This is a genomic window from Alcaligenes sp. LTN-3 (assembly GCF_059735605.1).
This window is the reverse complement of the sequence record NZ_JCAPDN010000002.1, coordinates 766,911-792,649: the sequence shown is the minus strand read 5'-3', so window position 1 is coordinate 792,649 and position 25,739 is coordinate 766,911. Positions and strand designations below refer to the sequence as shown.

Sequence of the window (25,739 nt, the reverse complement as noted above, 5' to 3'; positions counted from 1 at the left end):
TCAGTTGCCTTATTGCTTAGCCGTCATATTACTTAAACTGCAAATAACTGACGACGAATCGCGACAAGACCACGGGCTGATAACACTAGCAAGCACCCGCTAAATAGTCATAAAAAAAGCTCAATACTAAAACTGACCGAATGATTCCGAAGTAAAAGACGCTATTCCCGTTTTAGAAGGCCACGTTCAAAACGCCAACAAAGGCAGGGGAGCCCCCCCCCCTGCCCCGTCCTTAAAACTCGGCGGACATACTCAACATGAAGGTGCGTGGCTGCGATAAGACCAGATAGCCATTATTGGGATAACCGCCTACCGAAGCCCAATACGTCGTATCGGCGACATTCTCGACACTGGCCCTGAACGTCATCGGCACACCGGAGATCTTGCGCTGGTAGCTGGCCCCCAGATCCCAGCGTACCCAGCCTGGCACACGGATTGCATTGGCCGAATCCGCGTAACGGGCACCAGTGGCCAATAGCTGTGTATCCAGCGACAAGCCCGTCACCTGCGCAACATCCCAGGTCAAACCCAGACTGCCTTGCCAGCGCGGCACGCCAATCACTCGCTGGCCTTCGCTAAGCGGATCACCCGTGTTTTTCTGCTTGGTGTCCAGGGCAGTCACACCACCGAGAATGCGCAGGGAGTCCGTCAATTGACCGTAAAAGCTTAACTCCAGCCCGTTATGGCGATCCTTGCCTGACTCCACAAAACGCAGCTCGTCATTGACCACGCCACGCGGTTTGGTGGTGGTGAAAAAGCTCAGCCCGCCCCCCATGGAACCGTTGTCGTACTTGACCCCCAGCTCTTTTTGCTTGGCCACAAAGGCCGACAAGCGCTGCCCGGCGTTTTGAACCGGCTGGTTATTAAAGCGAGTCGGTGCCAGATCACCTTGTGCCAGGCTTTCCGTGTAGTTGCCATACAGGGCCCATTCATCCGTCAGCTTGAACACCACACCCGCTGCAGGGCTGGTATGTTGCTGACGGTCTTTGCGCTGCAAGGCTTGGGTGCCATAGTCGTAGCTACGCGTTTCCATGATTTGATGGCGCAAACCCAGCATCACTTCCAACCGATCATCCCAGAGGTACATCAAATCACCCAGGGTATAACTGGTCAATTTGGTGCGCCCTACCAACGTCGGAGACCCCAGATCACCACCTGTAAAGGCGATGGGCGACAAGGCCTGGTTCACGGGATCATAAAGATTGCTGTCCTGCTTGCTGCCCATGGCCCAGGCGTTTTTCTCCTTGTGGTCATACAAGGAGGCGGCGGCCACCAGTTCATGCAGCACAGGCCCGGTTTCAAAACGGGCCCGCAAACCCAATTCGCCTGTTTTCACATCATCGCGTCGGGAGTTGTTGAAACGTGAGAAAGTGGTTTTGCCAGATACCGCATCCGTGACCGTCTGAGTCGCAAGCTGATTATCTTCCTTGCCATGTTTCATGCCATAGGCAGCCCACAGGGTAATGGAATCATTCAGGTCATATTCCCCGCGTAGGGTGCCGAAAACGGTTTCCTCATTGGAGTACGTCCAGGGCTGAGCGAAGTTACGCTTATGTGAAGGCAAGTCCGGCAAGGCGGACAGGCCCGCCTTTAACGCCACATTAGGCCGGACTTCACGCAGCTTGTGCTCCTGATAGCCCAGATCCGCCGACAACCGTACGCGCTCAGCACGCCAATCCATCCCCACTGTGTACAGATCCAGACGGGTATGTTCATTGTCGACAGCCGTATCGCCACTACGCCTGATGGCATTGACGCGAATACCGGCCGCATCATCGGCAAAACGGCGCGACATATCCACCTTGATCTGGCTTTGCCCGCCACTGCCATAACCCACACCAAGCTTGGTCAGCGGGTTCTCACCGGCGCGTTTGGGCAGCACGTTAATCGTGCCGCCAATACCACCGCCAGAGGGCGCGGCACCATACAGAAACCCCCCTGCTCCATGCAGCACTTCAATGCGCTCGGCCAGTTCCGCAGCCGTCGCTTGTCGGGGCAGCAGTCCAAACAGGCCGTTGTAGGCAATATCATCGGAAGCCGTCAAAAAGCCCCGGATGAAAAAACTTTCCTGGAAGTTGCCAAAACCACGGGCCACACGCACAGAAGGATCATGGCGCACCACATCGGCTACCGTGGACGCCTGCAGTTGCTCGATATAGCGGCTGGTATAGCTATTGACGCTAAAGGGCGAGTCCATATTGTCCAGGGAACCCAGTATCCCAACCCGGCCTCCGCTGGCGACCTGGCCGCCAGCATACTCCGGCAGCAAACCCTGACGCGACGCATCGGCACTGGCATTGACGGTAATGGTTGATAACTCCGGCGTCTGGGCACGATTGACATTGTCTTGGGCCTGAGCCTGAACATGAAGAGCAAACAAGGACAAGACCAAGGTGCGTCCCAGGCAAGGTTTGAATAAAGAAGTCATCACGATTACCTATCAACCCTTGATGTTCTTCAGATCAATGCGCACCACACTTTCACGCTTGCTGGCCTTGTACTGCGGGGTAGCAGGCGCCTTAACGGTTACGTACAACTGGCTGTCCGGACCCAGTTCCAGGCTGTTGGGGTTATCAGGCAAGTTGTACTGCGCCTTGACCGCATAGCTGGCGCCATCCAACACGGATACCTTGCCTTGCTCACGATGCGTCAAGTACAACTCATCACGATCGGCGTTGTACAAGATATCCATCGCGTCGCCCACCGGCAGTGTCTGCAGCAATTTGCCGTCTCGGGCATCTAGCACATACACGGTTTTCTGGTCCTTGGTCTCTGTCACATAGAGGCGATTGCGGCTGGAGTCCAGCGCAAAATTCAAGAGCAAGGCGGGTTTGACGCCCGCCGGTTTCCAGCGCTGTTCAATCTGATTGGTTTGGGTATTCACCACCATCACCTCACCATCACCATTGGCGGCATACAGACGATGCGAGGCCGAATCCACCAAGAGCCCCGTGACCCATTTGCCAGCGTTTTCAATGGTGTCAATCAGCTCCAGAGTGCGATCATCCAACACCCAGATCACGGCAGGCGCGCCTACGGCTCCCACATAGATACGACCTTGCTGAGGATCGTGACGAATCGTGCGCGGACCCATTTTGGTGTCATCAAAACTCTTATTGTTGAAGTGGACGCGCTCTATGTTTCCGTCCTCCTTTAGCCCTACTTTGGAGACGGCAGCAGCCAGACTATTGGTCACGTACAACGTATCGCCCGAGGCGTTCCTTGCCAGGCCGAAATTGCTCTGGTCGGTATACATGGTCCCCTTCACATCCAGGGTGATGGGGTCCAGCTTATAGATCACGCCGCCACGAACCGACGGCGCCCGCTCTGCCGAGGCCACATACAAGGAATTATCAAAGGGGCTGTAAACCGCTTGATAAATCCCGTAAGCCAGATCCTTGCGCAAGGCTCCTTCTGCCGTAATCGAGGTTTTTTGTGCCAGCTCCGGCGTCAAGGGCAGCGAGACAGCCTCTGACGGCTGGGCGTGAGCAAGCGATCCGGCACTGAGCAAAGCGGCAGACAAGACAGACAAAGCAAGACAACGTGTGAACATGGGCATATCCTGTTTTCGGAATAGAAGTGATTATCATTTCCATTATTGCATTAAGCACCTCTATGCTCAAAACCGGGATATCCCTGCTCCGTAAGGGGAAACACGCGGGACTAAATCAGCCGCTTCCCTCCCCCCCGCTTGACTGCCCTCGCTACAATATCGACTCAGCCGCCTTCTGGGCGGCCTTGTTGTTGAATTCCCTGACCTGTAACTGTGCTATGACTTCTGCTGCCGATCTGTCCGCCCACACGCCCATGATGCGTCAATACCTTCAGCTCAAAGCGGAGGCCGGCTCGCATCTGCTGTTCTATCGGATGGGGGACTTCTATGAGATGTTCTACGCCGATGCCGAGCGCGGCGCGCGCCTGCTAAACCTGACACTGACCAAGCGCGGGTCCTCCAACGGCGAGCCCATCCCGATGGCAGGTGTGCCTTTTCATGCCATGGAAGGGTATCTGGCGCGTTTAGTCGCTTTGGGCGAATCCGTCGCCATCTGTGAGCAAGTCGGTGACCCGGCTACCAGCAAAGGACCGGTCGAGCGCAAGATCATGCGCGTAGTCACCCCCGGCACGCTGACCGATGATGCCTTGCTGCCTCCCAAGGCAGATCGCCTGATCGCCGCATGCACACTCATCAAAGTACAACGCCAGGAAATGGTCGGACTGGCCTGGATGAACCTGGCCAGTGGCGAATTTCTGGTCAGCCAGTGCGAGCCGGACATGCTGGACACGGAACTGAACCGTATCGGCCCCGTCGAGCTGGTCTACCCCGAATCGCTGCGCCCTGCCCCGGAACTGCCGCAAGCCAGTTGCCACACCTTGCCGGACTGGCACTTTGCGCAAGACGGTTCACGCGAAACCCTGCTGGACCATTTCGATCTGGACTCTTTGGCCAGCTTTGGTCTGGACGATCTGCCTGCGGCTACGGCAGCAGCCGGAGCCTTGCTGCGTTATGTCGGCAGCACGCAATCCCAATCCCTGGTTCACATCACGGCTATCCGTGTTCAGCATAGTTCGGACTTTCTGGTGCTGGATGCGGTCACGCGCAAGAATCTGGAAATTACCGAAACCATTAGCGGTGAAACCAGCCCGACGCTGTTCTCTACGCTGGATCATTGCCAGACCCCCATGGGCAGCCGTTTGCTGCGTCGCTGGCTGCACCATCCCTTGCGTCTGAACCACGCCGTCCAGCAACGTCAGGATGTGGTGTCCCTATTTTTCCAAACCCAGCAAAGCGCCAGCTTGAATGCAGGCGATCCTTTGGGTGTGCTGCGCCATGCCCTGCGTCGTTTTCCAGACCTGGAGCGTATTGCCACGCGTATTTCCTTACGCAGCGTGCGTCCACGGGAACTGGCCAGTTTGCGCGATGCGCTGGCAACGCTACCCGAGCTGCGTCAGGAACTAGAACACAACTTTGCTCAGTCTGAACATTTGTATGGGCATTTGTTAAACCTGGCGCTAGACCCTGAACTGGCCTCTTTGCTGCAGGCCGCTATCGCCCCCGAGCCTGCCTTGCTCGTACGGGATGGGGGTGTCATTGCCGATGGCTACGATGCCGACCTGGACGAATTGCGCAGCTTGGCCAGCGACAGCGGCGATGTGTTGGTCAAGATCGAAGCCCGGGAGCGCGAGCGTACCGGCATCGCCACCCTACGCGTCGAATACAACCGTGTGCATGGTTTCTTTATTGAGGTCAGCCGGGGTCAGGCCGACAAAGTCCCCGACGATTACCGCCGCCGCCAGACACTAAAAAATGCCGAACGCTTCATCACACCTGAGCTAAAAGAATGGGAGGACAAAGTCCTGTCCGCCAAGGACCGCAGCCTGAGCCGCGAGAAGTTCCTGTTCGATCAATTGCTGGACAAGCTGCAAAGCTACGCGGGTCCCTTGGCCCTGTGCTCCAGCGCCCTGGCGGAACTGGATACCCTGTCCTCACTGGCGCTGCATGCACTAGACAATAACTGGGTCGCCCCCGAACTAAGCGAGCAAGCTGGCATCTGGATCGAAGCGGGTCGTCATCCCGTGGTGGAACACAGTATCGAGCGTTTCACACCCAACCATTGTGAGATGCATGCACAACGCCGCATGTTGCTGATTACCGGCCCGAATATGGGTGGTAAGTCCACCTATATGCGACAGGTTGCCTTGATTGCCTTATTGGCCCGCATCGGCAGCTTTGTGCCGGCCAACACAGCCCGCATTGGTCAGATCGATCGCATCTTTACCCGTATCGGCGCGGCTGATGACCTGGCCGGTGGCCGCTCCACCTTCATGATGGAAATGACCGAAGCGGCCGCGATTCTGGCCGGCGCCACCCCCTACAGCCTGGTGCTGATGGATGAGATTGGGCGCGGGACATCCACCTACGATGGTCTGGCCCTGGCCTGGTCCATCGCGCATCGCCTGCTCAGCCACAATCAGGCATTGACCTTATTTGCCACGCACTACTTTGAAATCACGCGTTTGCCCAACGAATTGCCTGCGGCTGCCAATGTGCATCTGGCCGCCGCAGAATCGGCTTCAGGCATTGTGTTCCTGCACGAAGTTCAAGAAGGTCCAGCCAGTCGCAGTTACGGGATTCAGGTTGCACAACGTGCCGGTATCCCCTCTGCGGTCATCCGTCAGGCCAGCCGTGAACTAAGCCGTCTGGAAGCACAAAATGATCCTAGTGCACAACTGGATCTGTTCAATGCAGGTAGTGCGCCTGAAGCCACGGCGACAGAGTCTGACCCGATCACGGAACAGGCACTGGAACTGCTGGATCAGTTCAAGCAACTGGATGTGGATGACTTGAGCGCACGCGATGCCCTGGATCTGCTGTATCGCTGGAAAAAAGAGATGAAATCCGCTGGGTAGACAAAGCCAAGGGAGCCTGGGCGGCTCCCTTTTCAGGCCGTTCTTTCAGCCTGCTCTCTGGATGCCAGTCTGACGACCTTTGCTTGCTCTGTGTCATTGACACCAAAGCCCCCACGGCATCAGCAAAGGTCTATCCAGTCTACCTACCAGGCCCCTGGGGAAAAACCTGACCATCGACGTACCTGTCTAGATTGCCTGATTGCCTGATTGCCTGATTGCCAATCATCCCTGTCCAAACGCGGACACAGCATTTTGTCCCTATTTTTCTGCTTTCTTTGCGCTATACACGTCTTATCAGCTAACTGCGCCCAAGCCGTGACAGGCCGGATCAGTTAAGCTACGGGCTAATTTAATTCTTGTTCGGGCAGTCCATGACTATCGATCAGCCATTGACCCTTTTGGGCGGCATCAGCGCGCATGAGTTCATGCAAACCTACTGGCAACGCAAACCGTTATTGATACGCGGCGCCATCCCTAATTTCAAGCACTCGCTGAGCATAGACAATATCCGCGAACTGGTAACGCGCGAAGAAGTCGAATCGCGCTTGATCATCCATGACGGCGACGACTGGGAAATGGAAACCGGGCCGTTTGACGAGCTGCCGCCCGCCTCGCAGCCCAACTGGACCGCCCTGGCACAAAGCGTAGATCTGCACGACGACAATACCGCTGCCCTGATGCGTCAGTTCCGCTTCATTGGCGATGCCCGTCTGGACGACGCCATGATCAGTATTGCCTCTGACGGCGGTGGCGTAGGCCCGCACTTCGACAGCTACGACGTGTTCTTGCTGCAAGCCCACGGCAAGCGTCACTGGCGCATCAGCCAGCAAAAAGACTTGAGTCTGGTGCCTGATCTGCCCTTGAAGATTTTGCGCAATTTTCAGGTAGAGGAAGAGTTCACCCTGGAACCCGGCGATATGCTGTATCTGCCCCCGCACGTAGCACATGACGGGATTGCGATTGGCGACTGCATGACGATTTCCATCGGCTTTCGCTCGCCCACCCAGGCAACGCTGGCTCGGGGTTTGATGGATGCCGCCTCAGATCAACTGGCCGCCGCCAGTGGTGAAGGCTTTGGTCTGTATGCCGACCCGCCAATACCCATGCCCGAGTCCATGCAACAGCGCTACACCGACCCGGACGCACAGGCCAGCACCACACCTGCCGCCTTGCCAGAAAACCTGATTCAAAAGTCGCTGGATGCCTTGAATGCCATTCGTTTTGATGAGGCACTAGCCTCTCGCTTCCTGGGTGTCTGGTTGACCGAATTGCCCAGCAATAGCTGGTTCGACATTGCCGAAGATCCGGTTGATTTACACGACCCCGAGCTGCCCGAAGGCCGCTTGGCGCTGGACCGCTGCTCGCGCATGATGTACCGGGGCGATGAGCTGTATATCAATGGTGAAGTGGCCCCCTGCCCGGCCAGCCCGGCGCTGAAATTGTTGGCTGACCAGCGTCAGCTCTCAATCCCCGGCGAGCATTTTGAAGCCCTGGATGAAGACGAACGTGAAATGCTCAATGCCTGGCTGGACGACGGCTGGCTGCAATTCAAGGAAAACTGAGCACCGAGCCACTAACTCTGGCGAGTTCAGCAAAAAAGCGAGGCAGCCTGCAAGCTGCCCCGCTTTCTTATTTCTAGCCCGCCAAGAATCAAAAGTCCGATATATTTGTTGGTTGAGGTTGAGGTTGCGGTTGCGGTTGCGGTTGCGGTTGCGGTTGCGGTTGCGGTTGCGGTTGCGGTTGCGGTTGCGGTTGCGGTTGCGGCAGCATTATTCACGCCGTGCAGCAATAAAAAGTACTATCATGAAAAACGCGATTCACAAGACGAGCAACTCGTCATAAAGCCACCATTAGTGGCTTTGCAGCCCAGCTTTAATCCAGTTCGGGCCACCCTCAAAAATCACGTAGCCACCCCACTCAATATAGTCAGGCACCTACTTAATTCAAAAGTGGTCTGCCCTACACCAGAAAAGCGTCCTATCAGACCAGTCCATTTAGTCGCTATAACTAGTGCTCGTTTGTCATCTCTCCTTTTGGAAAGCGCAGAGCACTATGTCTACCTCTCGATCATCCTCATCCTATTTAGTCAGCGATCTGGTCCCGCCTATCGTGGCCGGCCTCATCTCGGTCATCGTTAACTACGGCGGCACCTTTATTCTGGTTTTCCAGGCCGCCAAGGTCGCCGGGCTCAGCCCCGAGCTGACCGCGTCCTGGGTCTGGTCGATCTCGATTGGCGTCGGCGTTACCGGCCTGCTCTTGAGCTGGGTCTCGCGCGAGCCCATCATCACCGCCTGGTCGACCCCGGCCGCCGCCTTCCTGGTAACCGCGCTGGCCACCACGCCGTATGAAGAAGCCATCGGCGCCTACTTGATCTCGGCAGCAGCCTTCGTCGCCCTGGGGCTGTCCTCCTACTTCGAGCGCCTGATCCGCCTGATTCCCAACGGCATCGCCGCCGGCCTGCTGGCCGGGATTCTGCTGCAATTTGGCATTGGGGCATTTGGCAGCATGACACTGGACCCGAAACTGGCAGGCTTGCTGATCCTGGCCTACCTGATCATCAAACGCTTTTCCGCACGCTATGCTGTGGTGGGAATTCTGATCCTGGGCCTGAGTTTTTTGCTGTTGGAGCATCGCGTCGACCTCAGTGGCCTGAAACTGGAACTGGCCGCGCCGGTGTTCACCATGCCGGTGTTTACGCTCAATGCCCTGCTGAGCGTGGCCTTGCCTTTGTTTCTGATTACGCTAACTGGCCAATACATGCCAGGCATGCTGGTCCTGCGTAACGACGGTTTTCGTACCAGCGCCAACCCGATTGTGTGGGTAACCGGTCTGGGCTCGCTGATCATGGCTCCTTTTGGCTCTCACGCCATGAATGTAGCGGCCATTACCGCTGCCATTTGCACCGGGCCAGAAGCGCACCAGGATCCCTCCAAACGCTGGGTTGCCGGAATTGCAGCCGGCGTGTTCTACATTCTTGTCGGTGTTTTTGGCCTGACGCTGGCCGCCGTGTTCATGGCTTTCCCCGCAACCTTCATCACCACCCTGGCGGGCTTGGCGCTACTGGGAACCATTGGTGGCAGCCTGGCCGGCGCCATGGCAGACGTCAAATCGCGTGAAGCAGCCTTGATTACATTCCTGGCCTCGGCTGCCAATATCACGCTATTCGGGATTGGCGGGGCCTTCTGGGGACTGGTGATTGGTCTGTTGGCGTACTTTATTTTGAACGGGAAGTTGCCGCAGCGTAAAACCGAAAAACTAAGTAATGATGGACTGCCAGCAGCATCTGATGCCCGGTGATTAGTTGGAATAAATAGCAGACTAGGGCGGTAGTCCTAGCCTGCCATTGCTGCAGGGCCGATACCAGCACTGGCCTTGCCACTGGATAGGCGATGGCCTACGACAAAAAGCTAGCTGGGCATCCGACATTTAAACCTTTTCAGCGGCCTCTATCGCAGCAAACCTTATCTGCATACGCTACAAACCCAGAAGCTTTTCTCAACTGCTTACGACGCGCCACACTTAACGCCTAGCAAAAAGCACAGCCCATACTTTTTCTGAACTGCCTACTCGGCAGCAAACATGGAAGATGCGCTTGTTCAGTTCGCTACGACATTTCTAAGCTGCCTACTCGGCAGCAAACAAAATCGGTCGTGAAACTGAAAATGCGGGGATTTTCTAAGCTGCCTACTCGGCAGCAAACAATCCTTCATGTAGGTTTCACGTTTGGCTCTTTTTCTAAGCTGCCTACTCGGCAGCAAACGTAGATATTATTGGCGATGGCGAGTGTACTGTTTTCTAAGCTGCCTACTCGGCAGCAAACTAGAGCGTTCATCCCTGAATGCTAATCAGGCTCTATCTTATGGCTTTTTTTGCGACTAAAACCCTTTTTTCACACCACCCCATAAGCATCTGATTTTAAACAAAATTTTAAATCATAGAAAAAAAGGGTTTCTGCAAAGAAAAGACCATCACCTCGAGTTCGCTCATCAATTTTATTGTAAAAAACAGTCACACAAAAACAGCTAACAGTAGTCATAAACGGCAAATAACTCATTAATTAGCTCAAAACACCCTGAAAGAATTAATAGAAACAATCTCCTGACTGCCTCTTCCCGGCTCAAGTGCTAGCCTGCGCTGGCTTTGATCTTCAGGAAACAGTGTCATGTTTGGCGATTTCAATCTTGCGTCTCCCTATCCGGCTTATGCCCGCCTTCGCCAGGGGCCACCTTTGGTGTGGGATGCGGATTTCTGTGGTGGGGCGTGGCTGGTCCACAGACACGGCGATGTCCAAGCCGCCCTGCGGCATCCCGATTTAAGTGTGCGGCGTGTTGGTGGGTGGGTATCTCAAGCAGGTGCTCATCCCTCCCCGCGTCTGCAAACCTTCAAGGGCTTGTTGGCCAGGACACTGGTGTTTCTGGATCGTCCCCGTCACACCCGTGTCCGGCGAGTGGTGAATGCCGCCTTTAGCGCAAAGGCCTTGGACACCCTACACGGCACCATTGAAAAGCGCGTTGCGCAAATCCACCTGGGCTTGGAAAACAAACTACAGCACGGCTCTGCCGATCTGGTGGATGAAGTCTGCCGTCCGCTCCCCGCCTTGGTCATGATGGATGTACTCGGTTTGCAGCAGCTACCCTTATCTGTTTTTCAGGCCTGGTCAGAGCAACTGGCGCGTTTTATTGGACAAGCGACACCAGATCAGCCCTTGTTGATGGACACGCAGGACGCCTTGTTGGATATGGCCGACTTTCTGGGGAACAGCGCCAACCTACAAGAAGGTGGCTTGGCTTGGCGGCTTTTGCATGACAAGCAACTCTCTCTTCAAGGCAGGCGCGAACGTTTGGCGCAGTCCTGTATGTTGCTCTTTGCCGGCTATGAAACCTCCCGGCATCTGCTCAGCTCCTTGTTTCAAACTCTGCTGGACGACTGCACAAAGCAGCAAGACTTGCTATCGAATCCCCAGAAGATTCCTGCCGCGATCAAAGAGGTGCTGCGCCACGACAGCCCGATTCAATACACAGCCAGACGTTTGATGCAGGACCAGCACTGGCACGGTCAGCATTTACGCAAGGGACAATTGCTGCTGTTGCTTTTGGGCGCTGCCAACCGGGACCCGGAGATTTTTGCCCATCCCGACGAGCTGGATTTCAATCGCAACAATCAGGCCGAGCTCTCCATGGGCCACGGAATTCATCATTGCCTGGGTGCTGGTTTGGTGCAGTTGGAAGCCAGGCTGACGCTTGAGCAGTTCCTGCCTTTATTACCTCGCCTTCAATTAGGCCAAGGTGAACGCATTCAGCTTCCCGCCTATCGGGGCTGGAACCGCTTGTCGGTTCAATACCGGGCCTTGCTGTCATGAGTGCTTTTCTCTCTCACCTGGATCAACAACTGAAGGCGTTGAAAGCCAAGAAGCTGTGGCGACAAAGAGCCATCAGCCGTCCCTTGCCAAACGCGCATATCGAACGCAATGGCCAGGTCTTGCTGAATTTCGCCGGCAATGACTATCTGGGGCTGAGTCAGCACCCAGCGCTCAAGCAGCTACAAGCACAGGACGTCGCCGGAGCCACCGCATCTCCGCTGATTTGTGGGCATCATGCACAGGCTCAGGCACTGGAGCAGGATCTGGCAGACTGGAGTGGCTTTGAGGCCAGCCGTCTTTTTGTCAGTGGTTATCAGGCCAGCTTGGGTGTCATTCCCGCGCTAGTCGGCACTGGCGACACGATCTTCTGTGACAGGCTGAACCACGCCAGCCTGATTGATGCCAGCCGTCTATCCGGTGCCCGTTTACGCGTCTATCCCCATAGGGATATGGCACGCCTGGATGACTTACTCAGCCGCCCTACGACAGGGTTCAAGCTGGTGATCTCGGACAGCCTGTTCAGCATGGACGGAACGATTGCCCCGCTTGATGAGCTGATCGCCTTATGCGAACGCCACGATGCTTTGTTGTATTTGGACGATGCGCATGGCCTGGGGATATTGGGCGAAAACGGACGCGGCGCGCCGGAGCATTTTCAGCTCAAGGCCACGCAACGTCAGCGCCTGATTTATCTGGGGACTTTTGGCAAGGCAGCCGGTCAAGGCGGCGCGTTTATCGCCTGCTCCCATAGCCTGGCGGACTGGCTCACTCAATCGGCTCGCAGCTATGTGTACAGCACCGGGCTGGCCCCAGCTCATTGCGCATCCTTGCTGGCCTGTCTGCAACTAATCAAACAAGCTCAAGCACAGCGGACCTTGCTGACAGAACACATCCAAACGCTGCAAACCCTGAGCCGGAATCTGCCCTGGCGCTTGGCTCCGTCCAAGACGCCGGTACAAAGCCTGCTGATTGGCGAGGTCGAACCCACCTTGCAGCTATCCGAAACGCTCCTTCAAAAAGGTATTTGGGCACCGGCCATACGACCGCCCACCGTTCCCCGCCATCAAGCCCGATTACGCATTTCCCTGTCTGCCGCGCACCGGCATCAAGACATTGAACAACTGGTCCAGGCACTACATGAAGCCGCCCACTCTTTACGGTGATTTGCCATGAACTCAAACTCCCTCCCTCCTTTGGCCCAACGCAGCTTGCAAGCGGTCTGGCATCCTTGCACTCAAATGCAGCACCATGATCGGGGCGTGCCGCTACTGGCCATCAAACGCGCCCAAGGTGCCTGGCTGTATGATGCTCACGGCAACGCCTACCTGGACGCCATCAGCTCCTGGTGGGTAAACCTGTTCGGGCATAGCCACCCGCATCTGGTGCAGGCAATTAGCGATCAGGTACAGCAGTTAGACCACATCATGCTCTGCGGCCTGACCCACGAGCCGGTCGTGCAACTGTCCGAGCGCTTGGCCGCCTTGAGCGATCATCGCTTAGGCCATGCTTTTTATGCCAGCGATGGCGCTTCCGCCGTGGAAATTGCCCTCAAGCTAAGCGTGCATTACTGGCGCAACCAGGGGCAGGAGCACAAGCACCGTTTCGTAGGCATCGCACAGGGCTACCACGGCGAGACGCTGGGTGCGCTAGCCGTGACCGATGTGCCCTTGTTCCGAGAAAACTACGGCTCACAGCTAGGCCAGCAGTACACCGCAGCCAGCCCCGATCTGCGGCAGGCCAAGAGCCCGGACGAACACAGCCAGATCACCGAAAACGCCCTGCAGTCTTTGGAACAGATTCTGAATAGCCATCAGGATATTGCCGCTGTGATTTTGGAACCCCTGGTGCAATGTGCGGCTGGCATGTGCATGCACTCACCCGACTATCTGCGCGGTGTGCGCGAGCTATGCGACCGCTATCAGGTGCATTTGATTCTGGACGAAATTGCTGTGGGTTGCGGGCGTACCGGCACCTTCTTTGCCTGCGAACAAGCAGGTATCTGGCCAGATCTGCTGTGCTTGTCCAAGGGAATTACCGGCGGGACATTGCCTTTGTCCGTGGTGCTATCCAGCCCCACGATTTATCAAGGTTTTTATGACCAGGACTTGCGTCGGGGCTTTCTGCATTCCCACTCCTACACCGGCAACCCCTTGGCCTGCCGCGCAGCGCTGGCCACCTTGGAGCTGTTTCAGCAATACCCTGTCTACGAGCTGCAAAAAACGCTGGGACAAGCACTTGATGACGGCTTGCACAAACTGAATCGGCAATATCCCAAGATGCAGCATCTGCGCCGCTGCGGAGTGATCTGGGCCTTTGATCTGGACACGGGCCCAGCCCAGTACGATCACCAGGGCTTCGCACGACGCTTTTACCACTCTGCCCTGCAACAGGGGCTGATGCTGCGCCCTATCGGCAATACGGTATATCTGATGCCCGGCTATCTATGGGGTACGAAAGAAATCGAACATGTATTGACTGGCTTAGGTCGCCTGCTAAAGGAATACGCATGAGGGCCTGCTTTGTGACGGGCACCGATACGGAGATTGGCAAAACGCTGGTCAGCTCGGCGTTGCTCCACGTGCTGAACCAAAGCGGCGCAAGCACGCTAGGCATCAAACCCATTGCATCGGGAGCGGAAGAAATAAATGGCCGTCTACACAACGAGGATGTGAATGCCCTGGCGCGGCACTCCAGCCTGAACGCTGCGCCGGAAACGCTGACACCGTACCTGTTTAAACCGGCTGCGGCCCCTCATATTCTGGCTGAGCAAGCAGGCATCGAATTGGAACCGACTCTGATTCAAAAGACGGTTCAAGCAGCGGTGAAATCAGCGGACTATGTCGTCGTCGAAGGGGTGGGTGGCTTCATGCTGCCCTTGGGCCAAGGTCGGACAGGCGTCGATCTGGCGCAGGCTTTGCAGCTACCAGTGGTCTTGGTTGTTGGTTTACGTTTGGGGGCCTTGAATCATGCTTTGCTGACGGCTCAAGCCATACGCGCCAGTGGTTTGCACTTGCTGGGCTGGGTCGCCAACCACATCGCCCCGGAGATGAGTTATGCCAAGGAGAACCTGCAAACGCTGCATGACTATTTGCCCGGCCCTTGTCTGGGTGTCATTCCAAGACTGAATGCCACCACACTGGATGATCGTATCCAGCAAGCGGCGCACTATCTACGTTCACCCTGGGAAGATAAAGACTAAGCGCTTTTTATGGAGTTTAAAGAAAGTAGCTGCCGACGCTACCCAAAAACGCCACGCCCAGCAGCAGACACACCGCACCGCCCAAGGCAAAACGCAAGGCGGGGTTGGCAGACCAGACGTCCACGCAGCGATTTAGCACGCGTTGACGCCATGTTCCCTGCCCTGCTGCGGCTTGCCGGGATGTTGCACGCAAATTGGTCAGTTGCTCCTGGCTGATTCCATCCATCGCTTCCCACTCCAGCTTCCAACGCAAGAAAGCAGCCTGGTGCTGGGGATCAATGGACAGCCAGGCACGGAACGCGGACTGGCTGCGGGCATCGTTCTGGTGTTTGGGATCATGATGCTTAAGCAGCCAGCTCAAGGCCTGCTCATCAATGTGCTGCATGTGCTCGTCCTTAGACATACGAACCAGCCGGACGCGGCACGACCCCATCCACCCGATTGGCCTGTGCCGGATTGTGACGGCACGCCAGCATAGCCATGCGGATATAGTGCTCAACCACTCGGGGGCTGGTGCCCATGCGAGTCGCAATTTCTTTGTAGTTCAGCCCCTCGAAGCGATGCAGCACAAAAGCTTCGCGACGACGACGAGGCAAGGCCTCGATCATTGCCAACACACGAGCCCCCGGTTCTGAAGGAGCATGAACAGAGGCTTGTGAGCCACGCAGCATGCGCAGGCAAAAACGTAAACCGTTACGGTAAAACGATTTCAGCATGGGCCACTCCCTAAAACACACCAAATGATAATAGTTCCTATTATCTTTACTGTTTTGGAGAAAGTCCAGCCCTGCTCGATAAAGATTTACTCTGCTCACAAAATAAAAGGTGCTCTCTCTCAAACCCCTGCCAGAAAAAGGCCTTGCGCCACTTTCAGGGGCAACAGCAACACAGACACTACTCACAAAGCCCAGCGTAGCCTGAAAAAAGTACTGCGTCCTTTCAGGAAAAGGCCGTCAAGTGCCTCTTCTTCTGTAAAGGGAAAACAAGCGCTAATCACCTTGACCTCATAGTATTCCTTGCCCCTGTTAGCTCTTCTTCGATAAGAGAAAAAGAGCAAGGTCACGCAGTACGGGGCAAAGACATAAAAAAAGCCCTGGCACGAAACCAGGGCTTTTTCCAGGCGACCCGCAGGCCAGCTTACAACAATCAGCTACCGGGGCGCAGATTGGTGGACAGCACATTAATAATGCGCTTGGCTGTCGCTGTCGTCTGTTCCTGGCCTTGCTGATCCAGCACCGTTACGCGAGTGCCTGCACCTTGAGCACTGAGCTTGATGCGGAACGGAGTGGCTTCGGCGGTGTTGCGGCTGCCGAAGAGGCGACCAATAATGTTTTGCTGTTCGATCTTCTCGCCGGTATCCGAATCCAGATAGCGGATAAAGAATTCACCAGCGGAACGATCACGATCTTCAACCGAGAAGCCGGCGGAGTCGATGGCCACGCCAACACGACGCCATGCACGATCAAAGGACTCGTTCAGCATCAATTCGGCCTGATCGCCCTTGTCTGAGGTCTGGACTTGAACGCCAGCAGGATCCTTGGTGGCATTGGCCACTTGTTCACGTGCGGTTTCAATATCCGAGCCCAAAAACACCATCATGCGAGCCAGCATGGCGGCATTCAGACCGGGATCTTCTTTGGCAAACACCCACTTAAAGGCGGTGCCGTCTGCCGTCGGTGTCTCTTCCATATGCTGGTGAGACACATAGATTTCGGTCTTGTTGCCGACACGCTCAAAGCGGGTGCGGAAGCGGTCACGTTCGCCGCTGTCAAAGACCTGGTCGATGATGGAACCCAAGGCGCTGCGAATCCAGCTTTCTGGAATCTTGGCACGGTTTTCAGCCCAATCGGTCTGGATCAAACCAGCACGAGGATCTTGAGACTGAATGGTAAAACCATGATCACCCCAGAATTCGATAATACGGGGGAACAGGTCTTCCACGGGCCGGTCTACAACCAGCCAACGCAGATCACCGTCACGCATCACCTTGATGGCGTCGGACTGAGGCAGGATATCATCTGCCCCGCCTTTGAGTTGCTGCGCATTCTGGCCTTGCGAGTAGACCGAATAAGACGTGACACCTTCTGGCGCACGGTAATGTGCGTCGCGGTTAGCCTGGGTCAGATCCGGCGGAATGCTCAATGGATCGCCTGCAACCGTACTCTTGTAATTCACCGACTCGCCCTGACCCATTATCTGGTCCATTGTCGAGCAGCCCGACAGTACCAATAGGCTCAAAGACAGCCCTATCAGGCTTTTATTAACTGGCTTAGCAATCATGGAAGAAGATCCGCAAGTTTCAAGGATTGACGCAGCAATTCGTGATGCTGTGCACTTAACGGCGTCAATGGTAAACGATATCCCAGCTGAGTAAGGCCCATTTCTGCAACGGCCCATTTCACGGGAATGGGGTTAGCCTCAATAAACAGGTTCTTATTCAAACCTGCCAGATAGGCATTCAAACGGCGTACCGTCGGTACGTCCATATCCAGAGCAGCCTGACACAACTGGCTCATCAGGCGTGGGGCCACGTTGGCCGTCACGGAAATATTGCCTTTGGCGCCCAATAAGATATACGCAGCAGCGGTAGGATCATCACCGCTGACCACAATAAAGTCTTCCGGCGCATCGCGCAGCAGCAAGCCACCACGAGCCAAGTCGCCCGTTGCGTCCTTGATACCGATGATGTTGGGGATTTGAGCCAGACGCAGCACGGTATCGTTCTGCAAATCGGCGACCGTGCGGCCTGGCACGTTGTACAAAAACTGGGGCAGGCTCACCGCTTCGGCAATAGCGCGAAAGTGCTGGTACATGCCTTCCTGGGTGGGACGGTTGTAGTAAGGCACCACCGACAAGCCAGCGTCTGCACCCACTTGCTGGGCGTGACGCGACAGCTCAATGGCCTCACGGGTGGAGTTGCCACCCACACCAGCAATCACCGGAACACGACCGGCGGCGTGCTCAACGGCAATCTTGATCAGTTCAGCGTGTTCATCAACCGACACCGTAGGCGATTCGCCCGAGGTCCCAACAACCACCAGCACACGCGTTCCTTCCTGAATGTGCCAGTCGATCAGCTTTCGGTAAGCGGCAAAATCCAGACCCCCATTGGGATCCATGGGTGTAACAAGGGCAACCATACTGCCCTGAAAATTGGAAATAGCAGAGTCCGAACTTGCCATGATGAGATGAATCTCCGGGTTTAAGGCCCTATAGCCCAAAAAAAATATGACTCACAAGTTTAACGGATAAGCCGTTAAATCATAAGAACCATTTCAATATGCCTTCACCCAGTGCAATCAAAGGACTCATCAGGGTCCAGAGCACACCGGTAAACATCAGCAAGATCAGAATGATCATGCCATAAGGCTCGATACGAGAATAATGATAGGCCCAACGATTAGGCAATAGACTAAATACAATGCGCCCACCGTCCAAAGGCGGCAAAGGCAGCAGATTCAGTGCCATCAACACCAGGTTGACCTGTACGCCAGCCACTGCCATCCCCATCCAGAAGCGGCTGTCACCCTGCCCCAGCTTGACCATCAAATGGGCATAAAGGACCCACAAAATAGCCATCAACATATTGGAGGCCGGGCCGGCCAAGGCAACCCAAAGCATGTCGCGTTTGGGATTGCGCAAACGTCCCCAATCCACTGGCACAGGTTTGGCCCAGCCAAACAAAATGCCCCCCATGCCCATCATGGCGCTGGAGAGCAACAGAACCGCAGGCACCACAATGGTGCCGATAGGGTCAATGTGGCGCAGTGGGTTCAGGCTGATACGACCGGCCAGCATCGCCGTGGGGTCGCCAAACATACGCGCGACGTAGCCATGGGCGGCTTCATGTAGCGTAATGCCGAAAATGACAGGCAAAGCATAGACCGTCAAGGTCTGTATAAAAGAGTCCATGGTGATCCTTGGGTCCGGGCCGTGGGACTATCCACTCACAAAGGATAAGCCACCTACACGCGGCCCGTCTGATTGGGACAGCGAGTGCTGCCCCAAGGTTCAGAATTGAAACACGGATACGCACTTGGACGCGAGTTTTGTGTCAGTCAGGGATCAAGACAGGCCCAGCGTAGACGGATCACCCGACCCGCGACGCAACACTTCGGGCGTTGGGCCCGTCAAATCAATGACAGTAGTGGCCTGCAAGGGGCACGGTCCGCCATCGACAACCGCCGCCAGTTGATGCGCATAACGGTCCAGAATTTCCTGGGCATCGTTCAAGGGCTCGTCTTCACCGTCGGGAATCAGGGTGGTGGAGATCAGGGGGCTGCCCACTTGCTCCATCAAGGCCAGGGCCACTTTCTGGTCGGGCACCCGAATACCAATAGTTTTGCGCGAAGGATGCGACACGCGGCGCGGCACTTCCTTGGTAGCTTCCAGAATAAAGGTCCACGGACCGGGGGTGGCCATTTTCAGCAGGCGATACTGCGGGTTGTCCACTTTGGCAAAGTGGCTGATCTCGGCCAGATCACGACACAGCAAGGTCAGATGATGACGGTCATCCAAGCCACGCAAACGACGCAGGTTGTCAGCGGCCGACTTGTCGTCCAGACGAGCGACAACGGCATAACTGGAATCGGTAGGAATGGCGAGCAGCCCTCCTTTAGCCAATAATTCGGCTGCTTGAGCCAATGCGCGGGGTTGGGGGTTTTCGGGATGAACGACGAATAATTGAGACATTTCGCGCTTCCTTGCTATTACGAGGGGAAATCATTAAACCTGAGCCACACCGTGACCGGCAAGACCGGAGCAGGACTCAGGGTCGGCGTATTCGTGCATGAGTGTTGCATTTTTTAAAAAAAACATGCTAGAATACATTTTTTACTTCACAGCCCACCCTAAAGTAGGCCTGAAGCAAAAAGCAGTAAACAGTGGTGACCGTAGCTCAGTTGGTAGAGTCCCGGATTGTGATTCCGGTTGTCGTGGGTTCGAGCCCCATCGGTCACCCCAAAAAATTTACCGCTTCCAGCGTTTTGCGTATCTCCTTAAAAGAAGCCAAAGCCAGGAACTGAAAAAAACATACTTGAAAGCCCGCCACGTAGCGGGCTTTTTTGCGTTTGTTCATCGTAGCAAGTTTGGCGCCTTCGCACACCCCCACACACGTTCGGGCAGGACAATAAACTGTGTTTGAATGTGAAACCCTTGCCTGCCTTGACTTGCACCCGCCGCCCCGCCCTTCAAATTAGCAGGTCCACTCGTCAACCGTGTCGCCCTCCATCAAACGCCTGGCGTTTCGGCCCGCGTCGTCTGTAATAGAAACTGGCACAAAACCACACTTTCTTATACTCTAATCTGTCCCATTTCCTGGAAGTTTGCTGATGACACTCGGTTTCCCCTGCTGGGATCAGGCACCCGCCCATTGGGATTGGCTGGCACAAGATGAAGACGGCCAATGGTTTTGGTATGGCGTCCAACCGTCGCCTGGCATAGGAGGCGGCGTCTGGCGTTCCCCCTCGCGTCTACAGCAATTTGCTGCCCGAGGTGAGCCGAACCCTTCCTGGATGCACAGTCTTTACCAACGTCCTGACCTACCCGACCGTAGCAATTGACCCCATGCAAGAGCATCTGATCCATCTGCGCTCCCTGCTGCACGATTACTGGCCGCATCTGGCTCTGGCGCTCAGCGTGATACTGGGCGCATCGGCAGCCATTCACGCCGCCATGACCAAGAACGATGTGCGCGCAGCCATCAGTTGGGTGGGCGTCATCATCATGTCTCCGCTGCTGGGGCCATTTCTGTATTTAATTGCGGGAATCAACCGCGTACGCAGACAAAGCCGCCTGGAACAAAGTGCGGACGTATTCTATGAGCAGGTCACTTACCTGCATCCCCCCGTCTCGGACATTGGCGCCCTGGTCGGCGCACCGTTTCGCTCTTTACAGATTCTGGGCGATCGCGTCAGCCGCAGCCAATTACGCAACGGCAATAATGTACGCGTCCTGGTCGGTGGCGATCAGACCTATCCCGCCATGCTGCAGGCCATTGAGCAAGCTCACAGCACCATTGCCTTGCAAAGCTATATCTTCGATAGCGACCGCCTGGGGCGCGAGTTCGTCAGTGGTCTGTCACGAGCCCATCAACGTGGCGTGCAGATTCGTGTGCTGGTCGATGCCATTGGAGCGAAATACTCGCGCACGCCGATTGTGCGATTGCTGCGCCGCGAAGGCATACGGTGCGCTCTGTTCATGACCAACCCGCTGGGTTTTTTACGCATGCCCTACGCCAATCTTCGCAGTCACCGCAAGCTACTGATTGTGGATGGCACAGTAGGCTTTACCGGCGGCATGAATTTGCGTGAGTCCTTTATGGCGCAGTACAGCGAGGGCAAACCGTCCCAGGACACACACTTTCGCCTGGAGGGCCCGGCTGTCATGCAGTTGCTGGCCTCTTTCCGGCACGACTGGCAGTTCACCACGCGCGAGGACCTGTCCCCCGCCTATTGGCATGCCAGCTCCACGCCCGCGCCTCGGCCCCATGTGCCCGCCCGTTGCATTGCCTCTGGACCTGACCGCTTCATGGCCAGCACCCACCATATGCTGCAAGGTGCGTTTGCCATTGCCCAGCGCCATATCCGTATTCAATCGCCCTACTTTCTGCCCGACCAGATCCTGTTGGGGGCCTTGAATACCGCCGCCCGCCGTGGCGTTCAGGTCGATATCGTCATCCCCGGACAAAACAATCTGCGTCTGGTCAATTACGCCATGACAGCCCAACTGGATCAGGTTCTACGCGCCGGCTGCCGGGTCTGGCGCGCGCGCGGCCCCTTCAACCACTCCAAGCTCATGACCATTGACGGCGCCTGGTCCTATATTGGTTCATCCAATCTGGACCCGCGCAGCTTGCGTTTGAACTTCGAGCTGGACGTGGAAATTTACAGCCGCGATACGGCCCGCCAAATCCAGAACCTGATTGATCTGGAGATTGAAGAGGCCGAAGCCGTCAGCCTGGAGTCCTTAAGTTCGATTGGTTTTGGTAAACGCTTGCGTAACCGCCTGATCTGGCTGGCCAGCCCCTATCTATAGGGTGTGCGTCGATGACACGACAGCAAGCCTAAGGAAAGCCCTTGGCTTGCACAATCTTTCAATCCGCTTGCGCACCCACCCCGTATAATCAAGCGCTTAAACGGTCAACACAGACAGGCGTGCCGTTCCCATACAGCCATGAGCGCCTTTAAAAAAAAATGTCCGAGCTTTCTTATTCCGACCTGGCCCAATGGGCCGCCCACCATCTAGAACACCGCCCACCCCGCGCCAAGTCCCTGGTCATGACCTTGTTTGGGGACGTGATTCGCCCTCATGGCGGCAAACTCTGGCTGGGAAGCCTGATTCAGTTGCTGGCCCCCTTCGGGATCAGCGACCGGCTGGTGCGCACCAGCGTATACCGGCTGGCCGAAGAAGGTTGGCTAAGCGCACAACGCGAGGGCCGACGCAGTCAATACACTTTGCGTCCCGAAGCCAGCCAACGCTTCGAGCATGCCTATCAACGCATCTACACCCCCACTTACCTAGCCTGGGATGGTCAATGGACACTGATCTTCAGCATGCCCACCCTGATGATGAATTCCAAACAACGCGCCGACCTGCGCAAGGAACTGCTGTGGGAAGGGTTTTGCGCCCTGTCACCCACCGCTTTCCTGCACCCGAACCCGGATCACACCATTCTGGATTACATCCTGCAGGCTACCCAGGCTCAGTCACTGGTTTATGTCGCTAAGCTGGAGCCCTCCCAACTTCCCCAAACCCGTCCCCTGTCTCAACTGATTCAGGACAGTTGGGATCTGGCCCAGGTAGCCAGCGGCTACGGGCAGTTCATCCGGCGTTTTGCGCCTGCTCTGGCCATGCTGGAGGCAGGACAGGATTACAACGACGAGCTGGCCTTTGTGATTCGCACCCTGTTGATTCACGAGTTTCGCCGTATTCAGTTGCATGACCCCCAACTGCCCATTGAGCTATTGCCAGCGGGCTGGGCCGGCAAACAGGCCTATGAGCTGTGTCGGGACGTGTATCGCCTGGTGTGCGCCAAGGCCGAGCGCTATATTCTGTCCACCTTGCGGGCCGAAGACGAGCAGGCACCTGAAGCAGCAGCCTACTTTTATGAACGCTTTGACGGTCTGCCGGTTCCATCCGAGAGCCAAGCCTAAGCCCGACGCCTGAGCTTGCGGACTGACGCAGGGACTGACGCAGGGACTGACGCAGGGACACATAAAAAACCCCGGTGTGATCTGAATCACACCGGGGTTTTTATACGTTTTCAGGATCAGGCTCGGGCGCTCAGGCCCGGCCTGTCAGAGCAGATTAGTGTGCAGACGCCGCTGCAGCACCCACACCCGTCTCGGAACGCACAGACTGAGCCTCAAAACCGGCACGATCAATCTCGGCGCGAGCACTACGATCAGTGATCGAGAAGAACCAGATCGCCAGGAACGCCAACGGCATGGAGAACAGCGCCGCCGACGCATACGGGAATGGAGCCGTGCCAGCCGGATTACCCAACGTGGCTTCCCACACCGATGGCGAGAGCAAGGTCAGCAGCAATGCCACGATCAGACCCAGGAAGCCGCCAATTGTCGCGCCACGCGTCGTGCAACCCTTCCACATAATGGACAGGAACAGAACCGGGAAGTTAGCCGAAGCCGCAATCGCGAAGGCCAGTGACACCATGAAGGCAATATTCTGTTTCTCGAAAAGAATACCCAGCAACACGGCAATCACCCCCAGGACCAAGGTAGTCGTACGCGATACACGCATGACTTCCTCGTTCGTGGCCTCGCCTTTTTTGATCAGCGTGGAGTACAGGTCATGCGACACAGCCGACGTACCGGAGAGAGTCAAGCCAGCCACCACAGCCAAAATCGTGGCAAAAGCAACCGCCGACATAAAGCCCAGGAACACGTCGCCACCCACGGCATCAGCCAAGTGCACAGCGGCCATATTGGTACCACCAATCAACACTCCGCCATCTTCAAGGAAGCGAGGGTTGGTGGACACCAGCACGATAGCGCCAAAGCCAATGATGAAGGTCAGGATGTAGAAATAGCCAATCCAGGTGGTTGCCCAAAACACGGATTTACGTGCTTCTTTTGCATCAGGCACCGTGAAAAAGCGCATCAGGATGTGTGGCAAACCAGCGGTACCGAACATCAAGGCCATACCGAAGGAAATAGCGCTGATCGGATCCTTGATGAAGTTACCCGGTCCCATGATGGCCTGACCAATTGTGGAGGCCTGAACCGCATCTTTACCGGCAGCGATAGCAGCATCGGTCTTGACCTGTACTGCCGCCGCAAACAGTTTTTCCGGCGAAAAACCATATTGCGCCAGTACCATGATGGCCATGAAAGAGGCACCGAACAGCAATAGCCCAGCCTTGATGATCTGCACCCAGGTAGTGGCGGTCATGCCACCGAACAGCACATAGACCATCATCAACACACCCACCAGCACCACGGCCACCCAGTATTCCAGACCAAACAGCAGCTTGATCAACTGGCCCGCACCTACCATCTGTGCGATCAGGTAAAACAGAACGACCACCAGCGTGCCCGAAGCCGCAAAGGCGCGGATAGGACCTTGGCGAAAGCGATACGCAGCCACGTCAGCAAAAGTGAACTTACCCAGATTACGCAGCTTTTCTGCCAACAGGAACGTAATGATCGGCCAGCCAACCAAAAAGCCGATGGAGTAGATCAGACCGTCGTAGCCATTGATCATCACCGCAGCGGAAATACCCAAAAAGGAAGCCGCAGACATATAGTCACCGGCAATGGCCAGGCCGTTTTGAAAGCCTGTAATACCGCCACCTGCCGTGTAGAAGTCAGAGACCGACTTGGTGCGGGCAGCCGCCCATTTGGTAATCCACAAGGTCGCCAACACAAAGGCCGCGAACATGCCAATAGCAGTCCAGTTGGTTGGCTGCTTTTGCAGCTCGCCCAGATCGCCACCTGCCGCCAACAAGACGGGGCTGGTCAGCATCAAACCCAGAACCAGCCCGAAACGAAGGTAGGAACGTTTCATTTACGCACCTCCTCAAGGACTTCCTTGGCCATCTGGTCGAACTTGGTATTGGCACGCCAGACATAAATACCTGTAATCACAACCGCCAAAACAATGACGCCAAAACCAATAGGAATACCCAGGGTCATGACGCCTTCACCCAAGCGCATTGCAAACAACTCCTTGTCGAAAGCAATAATGCCGATGTAACTGTAATAGGCCACCAGCATGATGATGGTGAGTGTCCAACCCAACCGCAACCGGGTCTTGACCAGATTCTGATAGCGAGGATTGGCCGTTATCCGACCTACAAGGGGGTCTTGCATAGTTTGTCTCCGCATTGTTCTGAACGCCTTGTTCGCTGGCGTATCTTATTGAACCGGCCCAGCCCTCACAGGCTGAAAACGGCGTTATGAAGACGCCTGCCGACGTCTATGCGGTGAACATTAGAGCTCGACACTTACACCATACTTACTAATTGTGCCACCTCAGGGTTATGCCTAGGAGCACAAAAATCGCACGCAAAAAGGGGGGTAAGGTTGGCGCGGGTGGAGGGGTTCGAACCCCCGGCCCCAGGCTTAGAAGGCCTGTGCTCTATCCAACTGAGCTACACCCGCCAGGTGATGATGGCATCGTCAAAACTGCCGACAATGCAAGGTCCTGATGCAAAGGTCCGGCAAGCGCCGGGACCCGTTTCAAGGTTTTTTCGTAACAAAACGAACTTGAAAAGGACAATCGAATATTCTAGCCTGAAAAGTCGTTTTCGAT

General features: G+C 55.8%; 20 protein-coding genes, 2 tRNA genes and 1 CRISPR repeat array. Of the genes, 11 read left to right on the top strand and 11 right to left on the bottom strand.

The features are described 5' to 3' along the window. Positions 1-232 precede the first annotated feature (232 nt). On the bottom strand, positions 233-2,428 hold the full coding sequence (locus AC6I6N_RS11950; protein ID WP_497943522.1) for a TonB-dependent receptor: 2,196 nt from the start codon (positions 2,426-2,428) through the stop codon (positions 233-235). Between the two features lie 12 nt (positions 2,429-2,440). Continuing rightward, on the bottom strand, positions 2,441-3,553 hold the full coding sequence (locus tag AC6I6N_RS11945; protein WP_108727968.1) for a YncE family protein: 1,113 nt from the start codon (positions 3,551-3,553) through the stop codon (positions 2,441-2,443). A 218-nt stretch (positions 3,554-3,771) separates the two neighbouring features. Between AC6I6N_RS11945 and mutS the strand changes: the two genes are divergently transcribed. From mutS to bioD, 7 genes are all read left to right on the top strand, one after another. Then, a complete protein-coding gene (gene mutS, locus AC6I6N_RS11940) occupies positions 3,772-6,408 on the top strand; it encodes a DNA mismatch repair protein MutS (protein ID WP_125276988.1) in 2,637 nt (878 codons plus the stop codon). Between the two features lie 371 nt (positions 6,409-6,779). Beyond that, positions 6,780-7,970 (top strand): JmjC domain-containing protein, encoded by a 1,191-nt coding sequence (locus AC6I6N_RS11935; RefSeq protein ID WP_108727970.1) that lies wholly within the window; start codon positions 6,780-6,782, stop codon positions 7,968-7,970. A gap of 490 nt (positions 7,971-8,460) precedes the next feature. Beyond that, positions 8,461-9,705, top strand: coding sequence for a benzoate/H(+) symporter BenE family transporter (locus AC6I6N_RS11930; RefSeq protein ID WP_249461336.1), 1,245 nt, complete (start codon positions 8,461-8,463; stop codon positions 9,703-9,705). A 253-nt stretch (positions 9,706-9,958) separates the two neighbouring features. Beyond that, positions 9,959-10,228: direct repeats of the CRISPR family, unit length 29 nt; unit sequence TTTTCTAAGCTGCCTACTCGGCAGCAAAC. A 342-nt stretch (positions 10,229-10,570) separates the two neighbouring features. Beyond that, the gene (locus AC6I6N_RS11925) at positions 10,571-11,767 is read left to right on the top strand and encodes a cytochrome P450 (protein ID WP_497943521.1); all 1,197 of its coding nucleotides are present in this window, start codon (positions 10,571-10,573) and stop codon (positions 11,765-11,767) included. Then, the gene (gene bioF / locus AC6I6N_RS11920; RefSeq protein ID WP_321268024.1) at positions 11,764-12,930 is read left to right on the top strand and encodes an 8-amino-7-oxononanoate synthase; all 1,167 of its coding nucleotides are present in this window, start codon (positions 11,764-11,766) and stop codon (positions 12,928-12,930) included. The genes AC6I6N_RS11925 and bioF overlap by 4 nt, the downstream gene beginning before the upstream one ends. Positions 12,931-12,936: 6 nt before the next feature. Next, positions 12,937-14,277: an adenosylmethionine--8-amino-7-oxononanoate transaminase gene (gene bioA / locus AC6I6N_RS11915; protein WP_249461327.1), complete on the top strand. Its 1,341-nt coding sequence runs from the start codon at positions 12,937-12,939 to the stop codon at positions 14,275-14,277. Further along, positions 14,274-14,966 (top strand): dethiobiotin synthase, encoded by a 693-nt coding sequence (gene bioD, locus AC6I6N_RS11910; RefSeq protein WP_395029003.1) that lies wholly within the window; start codon positions 14,274-14,276, stop codon positions 14,964-14,966. Before bioA ends, bioD begins: the two co-directional genes overlap by 4 nt. A 16-nt stretch (positions 14,967-14,982) precedes the next feature. Here the strand turns inward: bioD and AC6I6N_RS11905 are convergent, their stop codons facing one another. The 6 genes from AC6I6N_RS11905 to AC6I6N_RS11880 form a co-directional block, all read right to left on the bottom strand. Further along, a complete protein-coding gene (locus AC6I6N_RS11905; protein ID WP_264672540.1) occupies positions 14,983-15,351 on the bottom strand; it encodes a FecR/PupR family sigma factor regulator in 369 nt (122 codons plus the stop codon). A gap of 10 nt (positions 15,352-15,361) precedes the next feature. Then, on the bottom strand, positions 15,362-15,682 hold the full coding sequence (locus AC6I6N_RS11900; protein WP_108727977.1) for a sigma factor-like helix-turn-helix DNA-binding protein: 321 nt from the start codon (positions 15,680-15,682) through the stop codon (positions 15,362-15,364). Between the two features lie 430 nt (positions 15,683-16,112). Next, entirely contained in the window at positions 16,113-17,246 is a 1,134-nt protein-coding gene (bamC, locus tag AC6I6N_RS11895) for an NlpB/DapX family lipoprotein (RefSeq protein WP_094195863.1), read from the bottom strand. Beyond that, positions 17,243-18,148 carry a 4-hydroxy-tetrahydrodipicolinate synthase gene (gene dapA, locus AC6I6N_RS11890; protein ID WP_108727978.1) on the bottom strand — a complete coding sequence of 302 codons (906 nt, stop codon included), beginning with the start codon at positions 18,146-18,148 and terminating at the stop codon, positions 17,243-17,245. The genes bamC and dapA overlap by 4 nt, the downstream gene beginning before the upstream one ends. A 79-nt stretch (positions 18,149-18,227) precedes the next feature. After that, on the bottom strand, positions 18,228-18,878 hold the full coding sequence (locus AC6I6N_RS11885) for a site-2 protease family protein (protein ID WP_094195861.1): 651 nt from the start codon (positions 18,876-18,878) through the stop codon (positions 18,228-18,230). 153 nt (positions 18,879-19,031) lie between these two features. Further along, a complete protein-coding gene (locus AC6I6N_RS11880) occupies positions 19,032-19,658 on the bottom strand; it encodes an L-threonylcarbamoyladenylate synthase (protein ID WP_094195860.1) in 627 nt (208 codons plus the stop codon). 194 nt (positions 19,659-19,852) lie between these two features. On the opposite strand from AC6I6N_RS11880, the gene AC6I6N_RS11875 reads away from it, so the two are divergent. From AC6I6N_RS11875 to paaX, 4 genes are all read left to right on the top strand, one after another. Beyond that, a tRNA-His gene (locus AC6I6N_RS11875) sits at positions 19,853-19,928 on the top strand. A gap of 368 nt (positions 19,929-20,296) precedes the next feature. Continuing rightward, positions 20,297-20,527, top strand: coding sequence for a hypothetical protein (locus AC6I6N_RS11870; RefSeq protein WP_094195859.1), 231 nt, complete (start codon positions 20,297-20,299; stop codon positions 20,525-20,527). A 4-nt stretch (positions 20,528-20,531) separates the two neighbouring features. Next, positions 20,532-22,001 (top strand): phospholipase D-like domain-containing protein, encoded by a 1,470-nt coding sequence (locus tag AC6I6N_RS11865; RefSeq protein WP_395029005.1) that lies wholly within the window; start codon positions 20,532-20,534, stop codon positions 21,999-22,001. A 158-nt stretch (positions 22,002-22,159) separates the two neighbouring features. Next, positions 22,160-23,119 (top strand): phenylacetic acid degradation operon negative regulatory protein PaaX, encoded by a 960-nt coding sequence (gene paaX, locus AC6I6N_RS11860; protein WP_094198276.1) that lies wholly within the window; start codon positions 22,160-22,162, stop codon positions 23,117-23,119. Positions 23,120-23,273: 154 nt separating this feature from the next. Here paaX and AC6I6N_RS11855 read toward each other — a convergent pair whose 3' ends face one another. The 3 genes from AC6I6N_RS11855 to AC6I6N_RS11845 form a co-directional block, all read right to left on the bottom strand. Continuing rightward, on the bottom strand, positions 23,274-24,992 hold the full coding sequence (locus AC6I6N_RS11855) for a cation acetate symporter (RefSeq protein ID WP_108727979.1): 1,719 nt from the start codon (positions 24,990-24,992) through the stop codon (positions 23,274-23,276). Beyond that, on the bottom strand, positions 24,989-25,297 hold the full coding sequence (locus AC6I6N_RS11850; RefSeq protein WP_108727980.1) for a DUF485 domain-containing protein: 309 nt from the start codon (positions 25,295-25,297) through the stop codon (positions 24,989-24,991). Before AC6I6N_RS11850 ends, AC6I6N_RS11855 begins: the two co-directional genes overlap by 4 nt. Before the next feature lie 214 nt (positions 25,298-25,511). After that, positions 25,512-25,588, bottom strand: a tRNA-Arg gene (locus tag AC6I6N_RS11845). Positions 25,589-25,739: the final 151 nt, after the last annotated feature.

Bases quoted from the DNA above. Each gene is read 5' to 3' on its own strand.
- bioA (WP_249461327.1), top strand. From the start codon at position 12,937: ATGAACTCAAACTCCCTCCCTCCTTTGGCCCAACGCAGCTTGCAAGCG.
- AC6I6N_RS11870 (WP_094195859.1), top strand. From the start codon at position 20,297: ATGACACTCGGTTTCCCCTGCTGGGATCAGGCACCCGCCCATTGGGAT.
- AC6I6N_RS11880 (WP_094195860.1), bottom strand. From the start codon at position 19,658: ATGTCTCAATTATTCGTCGTTCATCCCGAAAACCCCCAACCCCGCGCA.
- bamC (WP_094195863.1), bottom strand. From the start codon at position 17,246: ATGATTGCTAAGCCAGTTAATAAAAGCCTGATAGGGCTGTCTTTGAGC.
- bioF (WP_321268024.1), top strand. From the start codon at position 11,764: ATGAGTGCTTTTCTCTCTCACCTGGATCAACAACTGAAGGCGTTGAAA.
- AC6I6N_RS11945 (WP_108727968.1), bottom strand. From the start codon at position 3,553: ATGTTCACACGTTGTCTTGCTTTGTCTGTCTTGTCTGCCGCTTTGCTC.
- AC6I6N_RS11930 (WP_249461336.1), top strand. From the start codon at position 8,461: ATGTCTACCTCTCGATCATCCTCATCCTATTTAGTCAGCGATCTGGTC.
- dapA (WP_108727978.1), bottom strand. From the start codon at position 18,148: ATGGCAAGTTCGGACTCTGCTATTTCCAATTTTCAGGGCAGTATGGTT.
- paaX (WP_094198276.1), top strand. From the start codon at position 22,160: ATGTCCGAGCTTTCTTATTCCGACCTGGCCCAATGGGCCGCCCACCAT.
- AC6I6N_RS11900 (WP_108727977.1), bottom strand. From the start codon at position 15,682: ATGCTGAAATCGTTTTACCGTAACGGTTTACGTTTTTGCCTGCGCATG.
- AC6I6N_RS11950 (WP_497943522.1), bottom strand. From the start codon at position 2,428: ATGACTTCTTTATTCAAACCTTGCCTGGGACGCACCTTGGTCTTGTCC.
- AC6I6N_RS11935 (WP_108727970.1), top strand. From the start codon at position 6,780: ATGACTATCGATCAGCCATTGACCCTTTTGGGCGGCATCAGCGCGCAT.
- AC6I6N_RS11850 (WP_108727980.1), bottom strand. From the start codon at position 25,297: ATGCAAGACCCCCTTGTAGGTCGGATAACGGCCAATCCTCGCTATCAG.
- AC6I6N_RS11855 (WP_108727979.1), bottom strand. From the start codon at position 24,992: ATGAAACGTTCCTACCTTCGTTTCGGGCTGGTTCTGGGTTTGATGCTG.
- AC6I6N_RS11925 (WP_497943521.1), top strand. From the start codon at position 10,571: ATGTTTGGCGATTTCAATCTTGCGTCTCCCTATCCGGCTTATGCCCGC.
- AC6I6N_RS11885 (WP_094195861.1), bottom strand. From the start codon at position 18,878: ATGGACTCTTTTATACAGACCTTGACGGTCTATGCTTTGCCTGTCATT.
- AC6I6N_RS11865 (WP_395029005.1), top strand. From the start codon at position 20,532: ATGCAAGAGCATCTGATCCATCTGCGCTCCCTGCTGCACGATTACTGG.
- bioD (WP_395029003.1), top strand. From the start codon at position 14,274: ATGAGGGCCTGCTTTGTGACGGGCACCGATACGGAGATTGGCAAAACG.
- AC6I6N_RS11905 (WP_264672540.1), bottom strand. From the start codon at position 15,351: ATGCAGCACATTGATGAGCAGGCCTTGAGCTGGCTGCTTAAGCATCAT.
- mutS (WP_125276988.1), top strand. From the start codon at position 3,772: ATGACTTCTGCTGCCGATCTGTCCGCCCACACGCCCATGATGCGTCAA.